This window comes from Nibricoccus aquaticus (genome assembly GCF_002310495.1).
GTDB classification, from domain to species: Bacteria; Verrucomicrobiota; Verrucomicrobiia; order Opitutales; family Opitutaceae; genus Nibricoccus; species Nibricoccus aquaticus.
The window spans coordinates 3,796,997-3,813,042 of the sequence record NZ_CP023344.1; the positions used below are offsets into that span (position 1 = coordinate 3,796,997).

Consider the following 16,046-nt stretch of genomic DNA (forward strand, 5'->3'; position numbering starts at 1 on the left):
GTTGGAGACGGGGTGTGAAGGGAGGCGTCCGGGCGGAACGCTTAATGGAGCGGGCGGCACCCGGCGTTGCCAGGAAAGACGGACGACACGGAGGTCGTCCTTCCAGGGAGAACCCGGAACGGCGTCGCGCGAGCGCGAGCCCTAAGGGATTATTTGCCGGCGAGGAAGGCAGGCCAGAGGGTCCAGAATTCTTGCGCGATGACGCGTTTCACTTCGGCGAGGTCGAGCGGTTTTCCGCCGAGCTCGGCTTGCATCGAAGTGACGGTGCCGTCGGTCGCACCGATGCCGCAGGGGACGATGCCGGTGAAGTGGGCGAGGTTGGCGTTCACGTTGAGCGCGAAGCCGTGGTAGGCGGTCCACTTTTTCACGGCGACGCCGAGGGCGGCGATTTTGCGCGGACCGAGCCAGATGCCGGTTTTGCCGGGGCGGCGGGCGGCGGCGAGGCCGAGGGAGCCGACGGAGTTGATGAGGACTTGTTCGAGGAAGCGGAGATACTCGTGGAGATCTTTGCGCGGGAGGAGCGAGACGATCGGGTAGCCGACGATCTGGCCGGGGCCGTGGTAGGTGATGTCGCCGCCGCGGTTGGTTTTCACGACTTCGATACCTTGCGCGGCGAGCTGGGCGGGGGTCCAGACGAGGTTGGCGCCGGCGCCGGCGCGCTGGCCGATGGTGAAGACGGGGTCGTGTTCGGTGAAGACGAGGGTGTCGCCGATTTTGTTTTCCTGACGCTGGGCGAGGAGTTCTTCCTGCCAGCGGAAGGCGGCTTCGTAGCGGGTGCGGCCCCAGTCGAGGGTGGCGGGTGCGAGTGTGGGCGGGGGTGAAGCGGAGGCGGAGGCGGTGTTGGCGGGATCGGGCACGGGGGGAGTTTTGGTGGAATGGACGGCGGTGCAACTGCCGGATGCTTGTCTCACGCAAAGGCGCGAAGGCGCAAAGATTCGGAGGGAGTATGACTGTGGCGTTTTTGGGAAGGCGGGCGAAGAGGGGAACGCTCAATCGAGGCGGAGTTGGACGGGAAGATCTTTGGGCGGGGATTGGGCGTTGCGGGGGGAGGTGCGGGCGGCACGGTGGCGGGATGAGTTGGATAAAAACAGGTGTTCCGGAACGGATGGTGTCGGGGGTTTTTGAGTGGGCGAAACTCGGTGTGATGGCGACGCCGGTGGGAGAGCGGCGGGAGATTTTCGATGCGCCGACGGCGACGTTGGAGCGGCTGCGCTGTCATGCGACGACGGTGCGGGTGGGCGAGGCGTCGCATCCGCCGCACCGGCATCCGGAGGAGGAGTTGATTTTTGTGAAGGAAGGCGTGTTGGAGGTGAGTGTGGAGGGAAAGGTGTGGAAGGCGGGAGCGGGGGCGGTGATTTTTTATGCGTCGAATGAGCTGCACGGGATGCGCAATGGCGGGGAGGTGCCGGCGACGTATTATGTGTTGCGGTGGCATTCGACGAAGACGGCGGGAGATGCGGGGGCGGCAGTGTAGTGCGGATGATTTTTGATTCACCGCGGAGGCGCGGAGGGCGCGGAGTTCGGAGGACGGAATTTATGGGATTAACGGGATTGGGGCGGGCGTGGCTGGTGGGTTTGTGGAAGAGGTTGGGCTCACGCAAATGCGCGAAGGCGCAAAGTTTCGGAGGGAATCTTGAGAGGGAGCGCGGGAGGCGCGGGAGGGCGGAAGTTTTTTTATCGAGGAAGCGCGACGACGCTGAGTTTGGAGGCGCGCACCGAGGTGCGGCCCTACGAAAGACGGCGTGGAAAATGCGTTTGCGCGGGGCGTGGGGGGTGAGCAAGGTCGGCGGTTTTATGAGCGACGTTCCCTCCGATATTTCACACGACCAACATGCTGTGCGGCGTCAGAAGCTGGCGGATTTGCGCGCGGGTGGATTTGACCCGTTTCGCGCGAATGTGGCGGTGACGCATTTTTCGCAGGATGCGAAGGCGTTGTTCGTGGAAGGCCAGGAATACGGGCCGGTGGTCACGGTGGCGGGGCGACTCGTCACGTTTCGCGTGCAGGGCGGCAGCTCGTTCGTGAAAATCCAGGATCAGCAGGGGCCGATTCAGCTCTATTTCCGTCGCGATGTGATCGGCGAGGAACGCTACGGCGTATTCAAGAAGTCGCTCGATCTGGGCGACATCATCGGCGTGACGGGGGCGTTGTTTAAGACGAAGACGGGTGAGATCACGGTGCGCGTGGATGCGTTTACGCTGGTGTCGAAGGCGCTGCGTCCGCTGCCGGAGAAGTGGCATGGGCTGAGCGATGCGGAGCAGGTTTATCGTCAGCGTTATCTCGATCTGATCGTGAACGCGGAGTCGCGGAAGCGGCTGATGTTGCGCTCGAAGATCGTGTCGCAGGTGCGGCGATTTTTGGAGGACAAGCAGTTCCTCGAAGTGGAGACGCCGGTGCTGCAAGCCGTGGCGGGCGGTGCGGCGGCGCGGCCGTTTACGACCCATCACAATACGCTGGGCATGGACTTCGTGCTGCGTATCTCGCTCGAACTTTATCTGAAGCGGATGCTCGTCGCGGGGTATGACCGCGTGTTCGAGATCGGGCGGAATTTCCGCAATGAAGGCGTGTCGCGCCGGCACAATCCGGAGTTCACGATGCTGGAGGTTTATCAGGCCTACAGCGACTATCGTGGCATGATGACGCTGGTGCAGGAGTTGATGCGGCATCTGGTGCGCGATGTGGTTAAGCCGACGGAAGCGGAGGGCGAAGGTGAGAATGCGCCGCGCCGTGCGACGATGAAGATCAAGCATGCGGCGAGCGGGCAGGACATCGATTTCGGTGCCGAGTGGCGCGAGGTGAAGTACAAGGATCTGATCATCGAGAAGACGGGCGACGCGCAGTGGTTTTCGCGCTCGAAGGAAGAGAAGATCGCGGGCGTGCAGAAGCTCGGGCTCTTCGCGGACGTGAAGTGGGAGGAGTTTGAGCTGACGAACGAAATTTTCGGAAAGCTGATCGAGCCGACGTTGATCCAGCCGACGTTTGTGACGCATCTGCCGAAGGAGCTTTGCCCACTCGCGAAGATCACGCCGGACGATCCCACGACGATCGATGTGTTTGAGCTGATCATCGGCGGCATGGAGATCGCGCCCGCTTACTCGGAGCAGAACGATCCGGATGTGCAGCGGCAGATGTTCGAAGCGCAGGCGGGCGAGGAAAAGCAGAACATCGATCAGGATTTCCTGCTCGCACTTGAACACGGGATGCCGCCGGCGGGTGGCATGGGCATCGGGATCGACCGGTTGTGCATTTTGCTCACGGGGGCGGAGAGCATTCGCGATGTGATTCTTTATCCGCAGCTGCGGAACGCGCAGGCGTGAGGATTTAATTTTCTATCCTTCGATCCGTGACACAGAGAACACAGAGCGCCGACACTGAGGGCACAGAGGCTCTCAAGAGTTCGTGCGTTCTCTGGCGGACTTATGCCGCACAGCCTCAGGCGTGCTGAGGCCCTACAACTGATTCCGATGCCCTGGTATCTTTATCTCGCCCTGAAGCAGCTGTTCCCGACGGGGAAGCGGCTGACGTTTTTCACGGTGATTTCGGTGCTGGGGGTGACCCTGGGTGTGTGGGTGATGATCGTGTTTCCCGGCGTCATGGGAGGTTTTGGCCACAAATATCGCGGCCTCATCGTGGACACTCAGGGAGACATCCAAGTCCGGGCGAGCGGACTGGTGCGGTCGGCGGAAGTTTTGCAGCATTTGGCGAAGATTCCGGGTGTGATCGCCTCGACGCCGTTTGCGGAAGGCATCGTGATGTTGAGCAACGGCAACAGGCCGTCGTTTCCTGGTATTCAGGGAATCGATCTCGGTCACGTGGAGGACGTCATTCCGCTGCGACGGCACATTGTGCGAGGATCGCTCGATGATCTGGATGACGACACGGTGATCCTCAGCGCCGGTCTCGCCAACTCGATTGGTGCGTGGATTGGCAGCAAGGTGCAGGTCGTGTCTCCGGCGACATTGGAGAAGATGCAGCGGGATGAGGTGATGCTGCCGACAGAGCTGACGGTCGTGGGCATTTTTGAAATCGGGCATCAACAGCTCGATAGCTCCGTCGCTATTGTGACGCTGAGACGGATGCAGGATCTCTACGATCTCGGAAAAAACGTACATGGCTTCAATGTGAAGCTCTCTCCGAACGAAGATGTGATCGAAGCGGCGAAGCGGATCAATGCGACGCTGCCACCGATGAGTGGACTGAGGGCGCGTACGTGGATGGAGGCGAATGAATCATTTTTGCTAGCGCTTCAGTTTGAGAAAATGATGGTCACTTTGATCACTGCATTTGTGACACTGGTGGCGGTTTTTTTGATTACCTCGTTGCTCCTGACCTCAATCGTTCGTCGGACTAAGGAAATCGGTGTGCTCGCGTCTTTGGGGGCAAAGCCCACTCAAGTGGCGTTGTGTTTTTGTTTTCAAGGAATGCTGGTCGGGGTGTTCGGTACGGTGCTTGGCGTCACGTTGGGTCTGCTGACGTTGAAGAATGTGGATGCCATCCTGCAGGGGTTGCTGCGGATCGCGGGCGATTGGGAGGCGATGGTTGCGATCTATCAGTTCAGCCAGGTTCCGGCGTACATAACCGCATCTGAGATCGTGAGTGTCTGCGCGTACGTGGTGGGACTTTCTACGCTCGCTGGATTTATCGCGGCGTGGCGGGCGGCGAAACTCAAACCGGTGGAGGCGCTGCGCAGTGAGTGATCCTATTTTGAAGGTTAGTGGAGTGCGGAAGAGTTATGCGAGCGGGGATCGGCGGATCGAGGTGTTGCGCGATGTGACGTTTGCGATCGCGGCGGGGGAGAGTGTGAGCATTCGCGGAGAGTCGGGGTCGGGGAAATCGACGTTGCTGAATTTATTCGCAGGGCTCGATGCGCCGGATGGCGGGAAGGTCGAGCTGGCGGGGAGTGCGGTGATCGATCATGCGGCGCGGGTAAAATTTATCGGGATCGTGTTTCAGTCGTTTTATCTGATCCCGGAATTGAACGCGTTGGAGAATGTGCTGATGGCGGCGCGGGTGGCGGGGAAAGTCGGCGCGGTGGAGAAGGCGCGAGCGATGGAGTTGTTGAAGAAGGTCGGACTGGCGGAGCGGGCGCAGCATGTGCCGTCGCAGCTCTCGGGCGGCGAGCGTCAGCGCGTGGCGGTGGCGCGGGCGTTGATCAATTCGCCGAAGCTGTTGCTGGCAGATGAGCCGACGGGGAATCTCGATGAGAAGACGGGTGAGAGCGTGATTGAAATTTTGTTGGGGCTGTGCGCGGAGACGCAGACAGCGCTGGTGCTAGTGACGCATAATGCGGCGCACGCGGCGCGATGTGCGCGGCGGTTTGTGCTGCACGAAGGGGTGCTGAATGCGGTGGAGTCTTCCGGTGGAGCGACGCCTCCAGCATTGCCAGCGACGCGGTGAATGCGTGCGATGGGCGGCATGTTTGGCTTTTCTTCTCCCAAGGTAGTTTGTGGCGTCGTTGGCGTGGGCTCGCTCGGGCAGCATCACGCGCGGATTTATTCGACGATGTCGGGCGTGGAGTTCGCGGGCATTTTTGAGACGAGCGATGCGCGGGCGGCGGAAATTTGTGAGAAATTTAAGTGTAAGCGCTTCGCGACGATCGCGGAACTGGGCGAAGCGTGTGACGCGGTGTCGGTCGTGGTGCCGACGGATAAACACGCAGAGGTGGCGATTCCGCTGCTGGAGCAGAAATGCCATTTGTTGATCGAGAAGCCGATCTGCGCGTCGCTCGAGGAAGCGGAGCAAGTGCTGGCTGCGGCGCAGAAGAACGGGTGCATCGTCCAGGTCGGGCACATCGAGCACTTCAATCCGGTGATGAGTTTCCTGGAGAAGGAGGCGGACCGGCCGGCGTACATCACGACAGAGCGGCTGGCGCCTTATCAGACGCGCGGGACGGAAGTCGGCGTGGTGCTGGATTTGATGATCCACGACATCGGCATCGTGCTGGCGCTGGTGAAATCGCCGATCAAGAAGATCGATAGCGTGGGCATTAACGTTCTTTCGAAGACCGAGGACATCGCGAATGCGCGCATCGAATTCGAGAACGGCTGTGTGGCGAATCTGAGCGCGAGCCGGATGAGCATGAAGAAGAACCGGGAGATCCGGGTGTTTCAGGACAACGCGTACTTGTCGCTCGATTTCATGAATCAGAAAGGGCACCTCGTGAAGAAGAGCGATCTGATCGCGTACGGAGTTAAGATGAAGATCGGTCTGGCGAAGCCGGGTGACACGAGTTCGGTGCCGGTGAAGGAAATTCCCATCGAGAAGGGCGAGCCGCTCGCGCTGGAGCTGGCGGATTTTGTTTCGAGCGTGAAGGAGGCGAAGCAGCCGAAGGTCGGCGGGGCGCTGGCGAAGAGCGCGCTGGAAGTGGCGATCACGATCACGGAGCAGATAAAGAACGCGAAACGGTAACGGAAAATTGAACCACGGAGACACAGAGAGCACAGAGATTGGAACAGTCGTTTCGGAGCGTGTCCGGACTCGGTGTTCTCTGTGCCTCTGTGGTTGAAATATGAGTCAGGAAAAACAGCCGATTTCGTTTTTGCCGCCGGAGGATGGGCGGGTGGATTTGTTGATCATCGCAGGTGAACACTCGGGGGATCAGCATGCGGCGAAGGTGGTGCGGGATCTTCATTGGCAGCGGCCGGGTCTGGCGATTGCGGCGCTGGGTGGACCGGAGCTGGCTAAGGCAGGGGCGCAGTTGTTGCACGACATGACGGCGTCGTCGGTCGTGGGGTTTGTCGAGGTGCTGAAAAATTATTCGTTCTTCAAAGCGCTGTTCGACGAGACGCTGCGGTGGATCGCGGAGCACAAGCCGCGGGCGGTGATGTTTGTGGATTATCCCGGGATGAATTTGCGGATCGCGAAGGCGCTGCATGAGCGCGGGCTTTCGGTGAAGGGAGGCGGGAAGATCAAATTGCTGTTCTATATCTCGCCGCAGATCTGGGCGTGGAAGGCGAAGCGGCGGTTCACGATGGCGGAGCATCTGGATGCGCTGGCGGTGATTTTTCCGTTCGAGGTGGAGTGCTACGCGGACACGACGTTGCGGCCGGAGTTTGTGGGGCATCCGTTTCTCGCGGAGGAACACGTGGGGCCGGTGAAGTACGATCCGGCGGCTCCGGTGTTGTTGCTGCCGGGAAGTCGGAAGCAGGCGGTGGGACGGATTTTTCCGGTGATGTTGCGCGGTTTCGAGAAGTACGCGGAGCGCGAGGCGGTGGTGATTTATCCGAGCGATGAAATCGAAGCGGTGCTGCGGGCGGCGAATCCGCCGAAGAACGTGCGGTTGTTGAAACCGGCGGAAGGGGAGATCGTGGCGGCGTCGGCGGTGCTGACGAGTTCGGGGACGATGTCGATGCACTGCGCGCTGGCGGGGATTCCGGGCGCGGTGGTTTACCGGGCGAATCCGCTGACGTATTTGCTCGGGCGAATGCTGGTGAAGGTGCCGTATCTGGGCATCGCGAATCTGCTGCTGAAGGAGCCGATGTATCCCGAGTATATCCAGGGAGCGGCGACGCCGGAGGCTTTGGCTAAGGAGCTGCGTGCGTGTGTGGGCGATCCGGCGCGGCGGGCGGAGACGGAGGCGCGGGCGGAGAAGTTGCGGGCGATCTTGCGGCGGCCGGCGAGTGGAACGGCGGCGGACTGGGTGCTGCGGCGTCTGTGAGGACAGGCACACCGCGGAGGCGCGGAGAGCGCGGAGTACGGACCGCGCATCGAAGGGCTTACGTTGCCGTGATTGTGAGCGAACGTGGGAGAATGGATTATCCGCTCGTCGCTAGTGGGAAGATTTTTCTAGATCAGGAGCGCCCATGACGAGCCCCGCGAAACCGGTTCAGCAGAGAGTGTTTTCCCGGTTGTGGCGGCAGCCGTGGTTTCGGCGGCAGTTCTATAACGTCCTCGGGATTTTTTTCCGGGGGAAGACGCAGTGGCGGATGATGAATTGCGGGTTCGTGCCGGAGCGGCCGACGGAAAACTGGCCGGAGGAGTATCGGGCGGAGCGGCACTCGTATGAGTTATACGCGCAGCTGGTGGCGGGGACGGAGATCGGCGGGCGCGAGGTGCTGGAGATCGGTGCGGGGCGGGGCGGCGGGGCGCGGTTTGTCCATGCGACGATGGGACCGAGGCGGCTGGTGGCGCTGGATTATGCGGCGAGCACGGTGCGGTGGTGCCGGAAGAAATTCGGGAGGCCGGGGCTGGAGTTTGTGTGCAGCGATGCGAACGGGATGCCGTTTGGGGCGGGGACTTTCGATGTGATGATCGCGGTGGAGGTAACGCACTGTCTGGTGGAGAAGGCGGCGTTTTTGCGCGAGGCGGCGCGGGTGTTGAAGCGGGGAGGGCGGTTGTTGATCGCGGATTTTTTTTATCTGCGGGCGGATGCGATGCACGCGTTGGAGAAGTTCGAGCGGGCGGTCGAAGGATCGGAGTTCAAGATCGTGGCGGTCGATGACTGGACGAGCGGGGTGATCGCGGCGATTGAGGCGGATTCGGCGCGGCGGGCGGCGGAGATCCAGGCGAGCGTGCCGGGGTTTTTGCGAGAGGTGTCGCTGGGGTTTACGAGCACGACGGCGAGTTCGACGTACGTGGCGATGAGCGCGGGGCGGACGGTTTACCGGCGGTATGTGCTGGAGCGGAGAAGTTGACGGCGGATTTCGGAGTTGGGCTCACGCAAAGGCGCGAAGGCGCAAAGTCAGGAGGCGGAGCGGAGCGGGGCGTGGGGCTCGATTTGGTGCCAGAGGGCGGTGGATTTTTCGCGGGCGAGGAGGCGGGCTTTGGCGACTGCGGCTTCGCGGGCGGCGAGGTTTTCGTCGGCGATCTTGGCGAGGTCGTCGAGGTTGTAGGTGAAGACGTTTTCGACTTCGGCGACGGCGGGTTCGACGTCGCGGGGCATGGCGAGGTCGATGAAGAAGAGGGGCTGGGCGCGGCGCTTTTTCATCGCGGCGGCAACGGTGTCGCGCGTGACGACGGCGTGGGGGGCGGCGGTGGAGCAGACGACGATGTCGAAGTCGGCGAAGTGGTGCGGGGCGGTTTCGAAGGGGAGGGCGGCGCCGTTGAAGATTTTGGCGAGCTCCATGGCGCGTTCCATCGTGCGGCTGGCGACGGTGAGGGAGGCCGCGCCGCGGCTCTGGAAGGCTTTGGCGGTTTTCTCGCCGATGTCGCCTGCGCCGAGGAGGAGGATGCGGGTGGAAGAGAGGTCGCCGAAGATTTTTTGGGCGAGGTCGACGGCGACGTTGGCGATGCTGATCTGGCCTTCGGTGATGGCGGTGTGGGAGCGGATGTACTTCGCGTGCTGGAAGGTTTTTTGGAAGACGCGGTTGAGGATGGGGCCGACAGTGCGGCGGGTCTGGGCGTCGGCGTAGGCGTCTTTGATCTGACCGAGGATTTCGGTTTCGCCGAGCATCTGGGATTGGAGGCCGGAGGAAACTTCGAGGAGGTGGCGGAGGGCGTCGGGGCCGAGCGCGTGCTGACGGATTTGAGTGAAGGCGTGGGGCGGAAAATTTTGGAAGGCGCAGAACTCGGCCTGGAGGCGGGCGATGGTGTCGGTCGCGGAGGCGATGCCGTAGAATTCGACGCGGTTGCAGGTGTTAAGGACGGTGAACTCGCGGAGGCCGGGGAGGGCGGCGAGTTTTTGTTGGAAGGCGGCGAGTTTGTCGGGCGTGAGCGCGAGTTTTTCGCGGAGCTCAAGCGGCGCGGTGTGGTGGCTGGCGCCGAGGAGAAACAGCGCCGCCGGTGTGGACTGCGGGGCGTCGCTCATTGGGCGGAAGTAGCGAGTAGCGAGTAGCGAGTAGTGAGTAGGGCGGAGGTCGCGGGCGCCGACTCGGATGAGCGGGGGACGGTGTGGGGGGCGGGCTCGGGGGTGAGGGGCTTGCGGCTGGAGTTGACGATCGGAAGGGAAATGAGAGCGGCGGCGAAGAGGAGGATGCAGGTCCAGGCGAGGCGTTTGGCGAGGAGGCGGTTGAGGATGCGCAGGCCGAAGGTGACGGCGTAGGCGAGCCAGATGGCGAGGGTGATGATGAGCTTGGGAGCGTTGACGGAGCTGGTGTCGCGCAGCCAGTAAACGGAGCCGACGGCGAGGGAGGCCGTCATGAGGAAGACGCCGGCTTTTAGGAGCCGGAGGTTGATGTGGTCGAGGTCGAGGATCGACGGGAGGAAGGAGAAGAGGCCGCGGAGGCGGTGGTTTTTCAGGCTGTAGATCTGGAGCAGATACATGGTCGCGGTGAGCGCGAGGAGGGCGAAGACGCCGTAGCTAAAGATGGCGAGGGCGGCGTGGAACTCGATCCAGGCGTTGGGGAAGGTGCCGACGCGGCGGACGGCATCGAACGAGGGAATGGCGAGCGAGAGGAGGGTGAGCGTGGCGGCGAGGCAGGAGGTGAAGTAGCCGAGGAGGCTGAGGCGGAAGGTGGCGCCGATGACGAGGTAGAGGGAGGTGGCGGACCAGGCGGTGAATTGGAAAATTTCGAAGTGGTTGCCGATGGGGCAGCCTTTGACGGCGAGGCCGCGAAGGTAGAGGCCGAAGGTCTGGATGAAGAAGCCGACGCTGATCAGGAAATACATCGCGGCGCGCGAGTGGCGGCGCTGGCGGAGGACGGAGATGGTGCCCAGCACGAGGCCCGCGAAGTAGAACACGGCGGCGAACCAGAGCCAGGTGCGGTCGGTGAGGGCGGGCATTGTCGGAAGGAAAAGTGCGATGCGGAAAGACGGAGACGTTAGGTGCGGGGTGGGTGGGAGTGCAAGTGGCGGGGCGGGGGCGGCAGAAGAGAATTATGAATTAAGAATGGAGAGTTGAGAATGAGGAATGGAGAAACGGAGATCGATGTGGAGGGTGAGCGGAGGTGGATGGGGTTTTCTTGGCGGCTTTGCGGCTTGGCGTGTACCGCTCCGATCTGAGCCGGCATGACTCACGCAAAGGCGCAAAGCCGCCAAGGTCGGAAGGCAGAAACGTGTTAGGTGCGGACTGCGGACCAGAAGCGGCATTCGTCGGAGAAGTCGCGGACGGCGCGGGATTCTTTGGCGATGTCGCGGCGGAGGGAGTCGAAGGTGTGGGTCCAGCCGGTGGCGGCGAGGTCTTCGAGGATTTCGGCGCGGTCGGGGAGGTGCATGAAGGTGCGGCCGGTTTCGTCTTCGAAGTAGCGGTCGCCGAAATCGACGAGGCGCGGGTCTTGCGTGCCGTTTTCCCAGCGGAGTATTTCGAGGCGCCAGAGGGCGCGTTCGGTGGGCGAGACATCGCGGTCGTGCGTGGTGAAGAGGAGCGGCGCGCCGGTGCGGCAGACAGCGTGGAGTTCGCGGAGGGCGGCGCGGCGGTGGTCGCGGCCGGGGATCTGCATGAGGCCGTTGAAGAGGAACAGAGCGCCCGCGAAGGCGGGAGCTGGTTGAGAGTTGAGAGCTGAGGGTTGAGAGACGGAAGAAGACGAGGAGTCGTGCAGTACGGACGTGAGCTTGGTGGCGTCGGCGTGGAGGAAGTGGATGGCGGTGACGCCTTGGTCGGTGGCGAGCTGGCGGGCCTGGTCGAGGAGTTCTTCGGCGAAGTCGAAGGCGGTGAGGTCGCGATAGCCGAGGTGCCAGAGGCCGAGGGTGGCGCGTCCGGCGCCGCAACCGGCTTCGAGGAGCGGCGCGGTTTTGTCGGGGAAGAAACGTTCGATCAGGATGCGCTCGGATTCCCAGAGGCCGAGGAAGTGTGCGGCGCGGGTGTAGTGGACGACGGTGACCGGGTCGTTGAAGTCGTCGCGGACGGTGGCGGCGGAGATTTTAGCGCTCACTCCCAAAACTTCTCCCACTCGTGCTTTTTAAAAACACCTTTTGCTTCAGCCTCGTCGTAGCACTCCGCTTTGCAGAGTGTAGCGAAAAGAGTGTCGGCGTCGTCTCTAGTCGTGAGCGCACTCCACATAAATGAGCCTCCTGTATAGTGCGTGTGAACCAGACCTAAGAATTCCTCAATCGATTCGATCGCGAGGCGGATATCTCGAAGTGTAAGGCCAGGGAGAGGCTCCGATTCCGGCTTCACGATGGTGACCAAGTCGAAGTGAGAAACTTTTTTGTGCCGGTGTGCCCTCACCGCTTCAGCGAGTTTTTCCACCTTCTCGTACTCATTCCGGAGAGCGATGGTTATCTCCACTTGCTTTTCCTGAGCCAATTTGGAGATGAGCTGCAAAAGCGTTAAATTGTCTTTTTTGCCGGTGCTCGCAGGGTCCGTGAGGCGCGCGATCGAAAGTATGAGATCAAAAACCAAAATGTTTTGGATCTCGCCGAAAAAAAGACCTCCAGCTTTGGCCAGCTTTTTAGTCCTCACGTCACTGTCCATAAATAGCTGGCGAAAAAATATCCACTTGCTGCGCGTGCGCAGAGCTTCCCCTGCAAGATAGCCGTAGATTACGCCGGCATCCTTAGGCATTTTTGCCGGAGGCTCTAGGAACGAAGGCATTCGACTAGACAGTGAACCGTTATTTTTTCCGCCAGGTGGCGATGAACATGCCGTTCGCGTCGAGTTGGTGGGGCCAGAGGAACGCTTGGGTTTCGGCGAAGATGTTCGTTTCGCCGACGGTGCAGGCGGGGCTGGCGAGTTTCTCGGTGGCGCCTTGTTGGGCGGGCGGAAAGACGGGGACGGGCTCCAACTCGGGGTGAGCCTCGGTGAAGGCGTTGGCGACGGCGGTGGTCTCGCTTTTGGTGAGCGTGCAGACGGCGTAGATGAGGCGGCCACCGGGTTTCAGGGAGCCGGCGACGTTGTCGAGGAGGCTGCGTTGGATGACGGCGAGTTCGGCGACGTCTTTGGTGGAGGCGGTCCAGCGCGCGTGGGGGTTGCGCTGCCAGGTGCCGGTGCCGCTGCACGGGGCGTCGACGAGGATGCCGTCGAATTTGGTTTTGGTGGGGAGCTTGGCGGAGCCGTCCCACGGGGCGGTGCGGACGTTGAAGAGTTTGGCGCGGGCGAAGCGTTTCTTCAAAGTCTGGATACGGCGCTCGGAGCGGTCGCTGGCCCAGAGGACGCCTTTGTTGGCCATCTGATCGGCGAGGTGGAGGGATTTGCCGCCTTCACCGGCGCAGGTGTCCCACCAGGTCTGGCCGGGGAGCGGGGCTGCGGCTTGGCCGACGAGTTGGGAGGCGAGGTCCTGGATTTCGAAGGCGCCTTCGTGGAACTGCGGGGTGACGAAGAGATCGTGGTGGCCGCGGTAGCGGACGGCGTCGGAGTGGGCGGTGACGTGCGACCAGTGGCCGTTGCCGACGGCGGCGGGATTGTGGCTGAGGACGTCGGAGTCGCCGAGTTGGGCGGCGAGTTTGTGGGCGGTGCCGGGGCGGGCGCGGAGCCAGAGGGATTGGTTGCGCTGGATCTGGCGGAGGGTGTCGACGGGCCAGTCGATCTCGGCGCGGGTCCATTCGGGGACGGCGAGGGCGGCGAGGGCTTCGGGTTTGATGACCGAAGGGTTTTTGGTGAAGCGCTCGTGGAGAGCCCAGGCCTGCTCGAGTTGTTTCTGGGCGGACTGCTTGGTGTCGAGCCATTGGAGCCAGCGGAAGTAGGTGAAGACGGTCTGGCTGATAGCGCGTTTTTCGCGGCCGCCGAGGTGGCGGGCGTGGATGAAGTATTTGCGCAGGGCGGCGTCGGCAGGGAGGTCGGAAGCGATGGTGACGAGGACGCGGGCGGCGTTGTTGAACGTGGCGGAGTCGGACATGGTTTGGGGCGACGAAACACGGGAAGGCGGTGAAAGGGAAGGGCGGAGTCCGCAGCGCGCGGGGCGCGCTGCGGACTGGTCAATTAACGAACGGTGACCAATGCCCGCGAGGTGAAGGCGGGCGGTAAGTTGGACGAGTGGCGGATGCTGAAGGAAAATGACTGTCCACACGTCGGTTACGGGGAATGACCCGAGGTAGCGGGCCAAGTCTAGCCCCATGGCGAAAACTCGCAGGGTGGGCTACCGATATCGTCTATGAAAACCTCATCATCGAACACTCAAGTTCCTCAACGCACCGAGTCCTTTAATTCGCCTCATCGGGAAACTCCGGCCGAAGCGCGCCAGCCGCAGCGGCCTCAATCGATTGAACAGGCTGCACCGATGGCAGGTGCTGGAGGATCAAGCGACTCGAAGGTTTCGCCTCCTCGTACGCGCACTGAGCAGATGCCGCGCACTCAAGAGCAGATTAAAACGGGCTCGAAGCAGGATGTGCGCGAGGAGGTAGAGCATGAAGAGATCGCGCGCCGTGCGCACGAGCTCTGGGAGCAGGACGGACGGCAGGACGGCCGCGATCAAGAGCATTGGATCGAGGCGGAAAAGCAGCTGCGGGGATCGGCTCCTTCTAGAGGCCCGGCTGATTTCGAACGAGGCGACGCACATGCACAGGCTAGGGCGATCAAGGCGTCGGCTGAAAAACGCGCGAATGGACAGACGCGGAACTGATCAAAACGTGAGCGTCTGTTGCGGGGTTCATCCGTTTGGTTGAGGTCTTCCGCGATTTGGGGCGCAAAGGCCTTACGCGAGGGGAAGCCTTACCTGCATTGAGACGCTGCGTGAGGTCGGCAGTGTTGTGGAATCCCGGTCGCTAGAAGCGGCTGGGATTTTTTGTGAGGCAGATTAGGCGGGCTGGGGTGGCGCGGGAGTTTTTCGACTGAATGCCGGCGCACGGAGGGTTGTGTTGCAAACGGCTGGTGCGTGGTGGCGGGCGGTGATTAGCTGTGCGCCATGTTTAAGGAGCGAACACCTCGGTGGGTTTTGATGGGAGCGTTTTTGCTCACGCTGGGAGCGGGGGCGGTGAATGCGATCGGGTTTCTTGGCGTGCATCACCAGGGGATCTCGCATTTGACAGGGACGATTTCGCTGGTGAGCACGCGGGTGGCGGCGGCGAATTGGGAGGGGGCGGTGGCGGCGGGGTTGATTGTGGGGAGTTTTTTCTTCGGCTCGTTTTTGAGCGCGGTGATCATCCGGCAAAACACGCTGCACATGGGGCGGCGGTATGGCGTGGTGCTGGTGATGGAGTCGGCGTTGTTGTTTGGTGCGGTGTATTTGTTTGAGGGAGGGACGGTGGCGGGGGCTTATCTGGCGTCGATGGCGTGCGGGTTACAGAATGCGATGGCGACGAGCTACAGCGGGGCGGTGATCCGGAGCACACACATGACGGGCATCGTGACGGATATCGGGATCGCGTGCGGGCACTGGGTGCGGGGGCATCCGGTGGACTGGTTTCGGATGCGGCTGTATGGGGTGTTACTCGGGGGATTCGCGCTGGGAGGAGTGGCGGGGGCGGCGGGGTATGCGCGGATCGGGTACCGGACGCTGGTGTTTCCGGCGGTGCTCAGCGGGGTGAGCGGGCTGGGGTACGCGACATATAAGCACTGGCAGCGGATGAAGCACCGCGCTGGGAGCGCGGTGCAGTGACCCGTGAGTTCAGACGGACGAGTAACGCTCAACGTTTATCTTTTAACGCTGAACGCTCAATGGACGGAGCTACTCGCGCCAGGTGAACGCGTGGCAGAGGGCGACGCCGGCGGCGTCGGCTTCGTCGAAGGCGAGGGGGCGGCCGTGGCCCAGCATGCTCATGACGGTGCGGGCCATCTGCTCTTTGCTGGCGCGGCCGGCGCCGACGACGGCTTGTTTCACGCGGAGGGGGGCGTATTCGAAAATCGGTTTCTCGTGGAGGGCGGCGGCGGCGATGGCGGCTCCCCGGGCGGCACCGAGGATCTGGGCGGTCTGGAAGTTTTGAACGAAGATGGTCTGTTCGAGGGCGACGTGGCGGATGTCCTGGCCGACGACGAAGGCGGTGACGGCGCGGTGGATCTCGGCGAGGGCGACGGACATGGGCTCGCGGGCGGGGACTTTGACCGTGAGGCAGCGCAGGAGGATGGGCTGGCGGCCGGGGGTGAATTCGATGAGAGCGAGGCCGGTGCCGCGGAGGCTGGGGTCGATGCCGAGGACGCGGCCGGAGAAGGGGGCGCGGGTGAGGGAGAGCGAGGCGGTGGCTTTAAGGGTGAGGTGCTTGAGGGACGCGGTGGCGGTGAGCGTCGCGGTGGAGGCGGCGGTGATTTTGCCGGAGAGTTTGGCGGCCCAGAGCTGGCGGACGTTTTGGCGGGGCATGGTCG

At 62.3% G+C, this 16,046-nt stretch carries 16 protein-coding genes; 9 read left to right on the forward strand and 7 right to left on the reverse strand.

Annotation, left to right across the window (positions count from 1 at the left end):
* Positions 1–149 precede the first annotated feature (149 nt).
* Positions 150–857: a lipoyl(octanoyl) transferase LipB gene (gene lipB, locus CMV30_RS15340; protein ID WP_096057801.1), complete on the reverse strand. Its 708-nt coding sequence runs from the start codon at positions 855–857 to the stop codon at positions 150–152.
* Between the two features lie 287 nt (positions 858–1,144).
* On the opposite strand from lipB, the gene CMV30_RS19940 reads away from it, so the two are divergent.
* From CMV30_RS19940 to CMV30_RS15375, 7 genes are all read left to right on the forward strand, one after another.
* Positions 1,145–1,474, forward strand: a complete 330-nt coding sequence (locus CMV30_RS19940; protein ID WP_175414906.1) for a cupin domain-containing protein — start codon at positions 1,145–1,147, stop codon at positions 1,472–1,474.
* Between the two features lie 320 nt (positions 1,475–1,794).
* Positions 1,795–3,315, forward strand: a complete 1,521-nt coding sequence (gene lysS / locus CMV30_RS15350) for a lysine--tRNA ligase (protein ID WP_096057802.1) — start codon at positions 1,795–1,797, stop codon at positions 3,313–3,315.
* 102 nt (positions 3,316–3,417) lie between these two features.
* Positions 3,418–4,695 carry an ABC transporter permease gene (locus CMV30_RS15355; RefSeq protein ID WP_245844256.1) on the forward strand — a complete coding sequence of 426 codons (1,278 nt, stop codon included), beginning with the start codon at positions 3,418–3,420 and terminating at the stop codon, positions 4,693–4,695.
* A complete protein-coding gene (locus tag CMV30_RS15360) occupies positions 4,688–5,395 on the forward strand; it encodes an ABC transporter ATP-binding protein (RefSeq protein ID WP_096056850.1) in 708 nt (235 codons plus the stop codon). The genes CMV30_RS15355 and CMV30_RS15360 overlap by 8 nt, the downstream gene beginning before the upstream one ends.
* The gene (locus CMV30_RS15365) at positions 5,396–6,406 is read left to right on the forward strand and encodes a Gfo/Idh/MocA family protein (protein WP_096056851.1); all 1,011 of its coding nucleotides are present in this window, start codon (positions 5,396–5,398) and stop codon (positions 6,404–6,406) included. It begins immediately after the preceding gene.
* A gap of 100 nt (positions 6,407–6,506) precedes the next feature.
* A complete protein-coding gene (gene lpxB, locus CMV30_RS15370; protein WP_096056852.1) occupies positions 6,507–7,655 on the forward strand; it encodes a lipid-A-disaccharide synthase in 1,149 nt (382 codons plus the stop codon).
* Between the two features lie 145 nt (positions 7,656–7,800).
* Positions 7,801–8,631, forward strand: coding sequence for a class I SAM-dependent methyltransferase (locus CMV30_RS15375; RefSeq protein ID WP_096056853.1), 831 nt, complete (start codon positions 7,801–7,803; stop codon positions 8,629–8,631).
* Positions 8,632–8,678: 47 nt separating this feature from the next.
* Here the strand turns inward: CMV30_RS15375 and hemA are convergent, their stop codons facing one another.
* The 5 genes from hemA to CMV30_RS15400 all read right to left on the reverse strand — a co-directional run bounded on the left by hemA (position 8,679) and on the right by CMV30_RS15400 (position 13,647).
* Positions 8,679–9,743 carry a glutamyl-tRNA reductase gene (gene hemA, locus CMV30_RS15380; protein ID WP_096056854.1) on the reverse strand — a complete coding sequence of 355 codons (1,065 nt, stop codon included), beginning with the start codon at positions 9,741–9,743 and terminating at the stop codon, positions 8,679–8,681.
* Complete coding sequence (locus CMV30_RS15385) at positions 9,740–10,657, reverse strand: cytochrome C assembly family protein (RefSeq protein WP_096056855.1); 918 nt, start codon at positions 10,655–10,657, stop codon at positions 9,740–9,742. The genes hemA and CMV30_RS15385 overlap by 4 nt, the downstream gene beginning before the upstream one ends.
* A gap of 275 nt (positions 10,658–10,932) precedes the next feature.
* The gene (locus CMV30_RS15390) at positions 10,933–11,745 is read right to left on the reverse strand and encodes a class I SAM-dependent methyltransferase (RefSeq protein WP_245844258.1); all 813 of its coding nucleotides are present in this window, start codon (positions 11,743–11,745) and stop codon (positions 10,933–10,935) included.
* Positions 11,742–12,377 carry an AbiU2 domain-containing protein gene (locus CMV30_RS15395; RefSeq protein ID WP_217494405.1) on the reverse strand — a complete coding sequence of 212 codons (636 nt, stop codon included), beginning with the start codon at positions 12,375–12,377 and terminating at the stop codon, positions 11,742–11,744. The genes CMV30_RS15390 and CMV30_RS15395 overlap by 4 nt, the downstream gene beginning before the upstream one ends.
* Positions 12,378–12,426: 49 nt before the next feature.
* Complete coding sequence (locus tag CMV30_RS15400) at positions 12,427–13,647, reverse strand: RsmB/NOP family class I SAM-dependent RNA methyltransferase (protein WP_096056858.1); 1,221 nt, start codon at positions 13,645–13,647, stop codon at positions 12,427–12,429.
* 255 nt (positions 13,648–13,902) lie between these two features.
* Between CMV30_RS15400 and CMV30_RS20075 the strand changes: the two genes are divergently transcribed.
* Together CMV30_RS20075 and CMV30_RS15410 are read left to right on the forward strand one after the other, a co-directional pair.
* Positions 13,903–14,370 carry a DUF2934 domain-containing protein gene (locus tag CMV30_RS20075; RefSeq protein WP_217494406.1) on the forward strand — a complete coding sequence of 156 codons (468 nt, stop codon included), beginning with the start codon at positions 13,903–13,905 and terminating at the stop codon, positions 14,368–14,370.
* 315 nt (positions 14,371–14,685) lie between these two features.
* A complete protein-coding gene (locus CMV30_RS15410) occupies positions 14,686–15,345 on the forward strand; it encodes a YoaK family protein (RefSeq protein WP_175414907.1) in 660 nt (219 codons plus the stop codon).
* A gap of 69 nt (positions 15,346–15,414) precedes the next feature.
* On the opposite strand, the gene CMV30_RS15415 is transcribed toward CMV30_RS15410, so the two are convergent.
* Entirely contained in the window at positions 15,415–16,041 is a 627-nt protein-coding gene (locus CMV30_RS15415) for a crossover junction endodeoxyribonuclease RuvC (protein ID WP_096056861.1), read from the reverse strand.
* Positions 16,042–16,046: the final 5 nt, after the last annotated feature.

Excerpts from the sequence above, each read along its gene's own strand:
- CMV30_RS19940 (WP_175414906.1), top strand. The coding sequence starts at position 1,145 with ATGGCGACGCCGGTGGGAGAGCGGCGGGAGATTTTCGATGCGCCGACG.
- lysS (WP_096057802.1), top strand. The coding sequence starts at position 1,795 with ATGAGCGACGTTCCCTCCGATATTTCACACGACCAACATGCTGTGCGG.
- CMV30_RS15355 (WP_245844256.1), top strand. The coding sequence starts at position 3,418 with ATGCCGCACAGCCTCAGGCGTGCTGAGGCCCTACAACTGATTCCGATG.
- CMV30_RS15365 (WP_096056851.1), top strand. The coding sequence starts at position 5,396 with ATGCGTGCGATGGGCGGCATGTTTGGCTTTTCTTCTCCCAAGGTAGTT.
- lpxB (WP_096056852.1), top strand. The coding sequence starts at position 6,507 with ATGAGTCAGGAAAAACAGCCGATTTCGTTTTTGCCGCCGGAGGATGGG.
- CMV30_RS15375 (WP_096056853.1), top strand. The coding sequence starts at position 7,801 with ATGACGAGCCCCGCGAAACCGGTTCAGCAGAGAGTGTTTTCCCGGTTG.
- hemA (WP_096056854.1), bottom strand. The coding sequence starts at position 9,743 with ATGAGCGACGCCCCGCAGTCCACACCGGCGGCGCTGTTTCTCCTCGGC.
- CMV30_RS15385 (WP_096056855.1), bottom strand. The coding sequence starts at position 10,657 with ATGCCCGCCCTCACCGACCGCACCTGGCTCTGGTTCGCCGCCGTGTTC.
- CMV30_RS15395 (WP_217494405.1), bottom strand. The coding sequence starts at position 12,377 with ATGCCTAAGGATGCCGGCGTAATCTACGGCTATCTTGCAGGGGAAGCT.
- CMV30_RS15400 (WP_096056858.1), bottom strand. The coding sequence starts at position 13,647 with ATGTCCGACTCCGCCACGTTCAACAACGCCGCCCGCGTCCTCGTCACC.
- CMV30_RS20075 (WP_217494406.1), top strand. The coding sequence starts at position 13,903 with ATGAAAACCTCATCATCGAACACTCAAGTTCCTCAACGCACCGAGTCC.
- CMV30_RS15410 (WP_175414907.1), top strand. The coding sequence starts at position 14,686 with ATGGGAGCGTTTTTGCTCACGCTGGGAGCGGGGGCGGTGAATGCGATC.
- CMV30_RS15415 (WP_096056861.1), bottom strand. The coding sequence starts at position 16,041 with ATGCCCCGCCAAAACGTCCGCCAGCTCTGGGCCGCCAAACTCTCCGGC.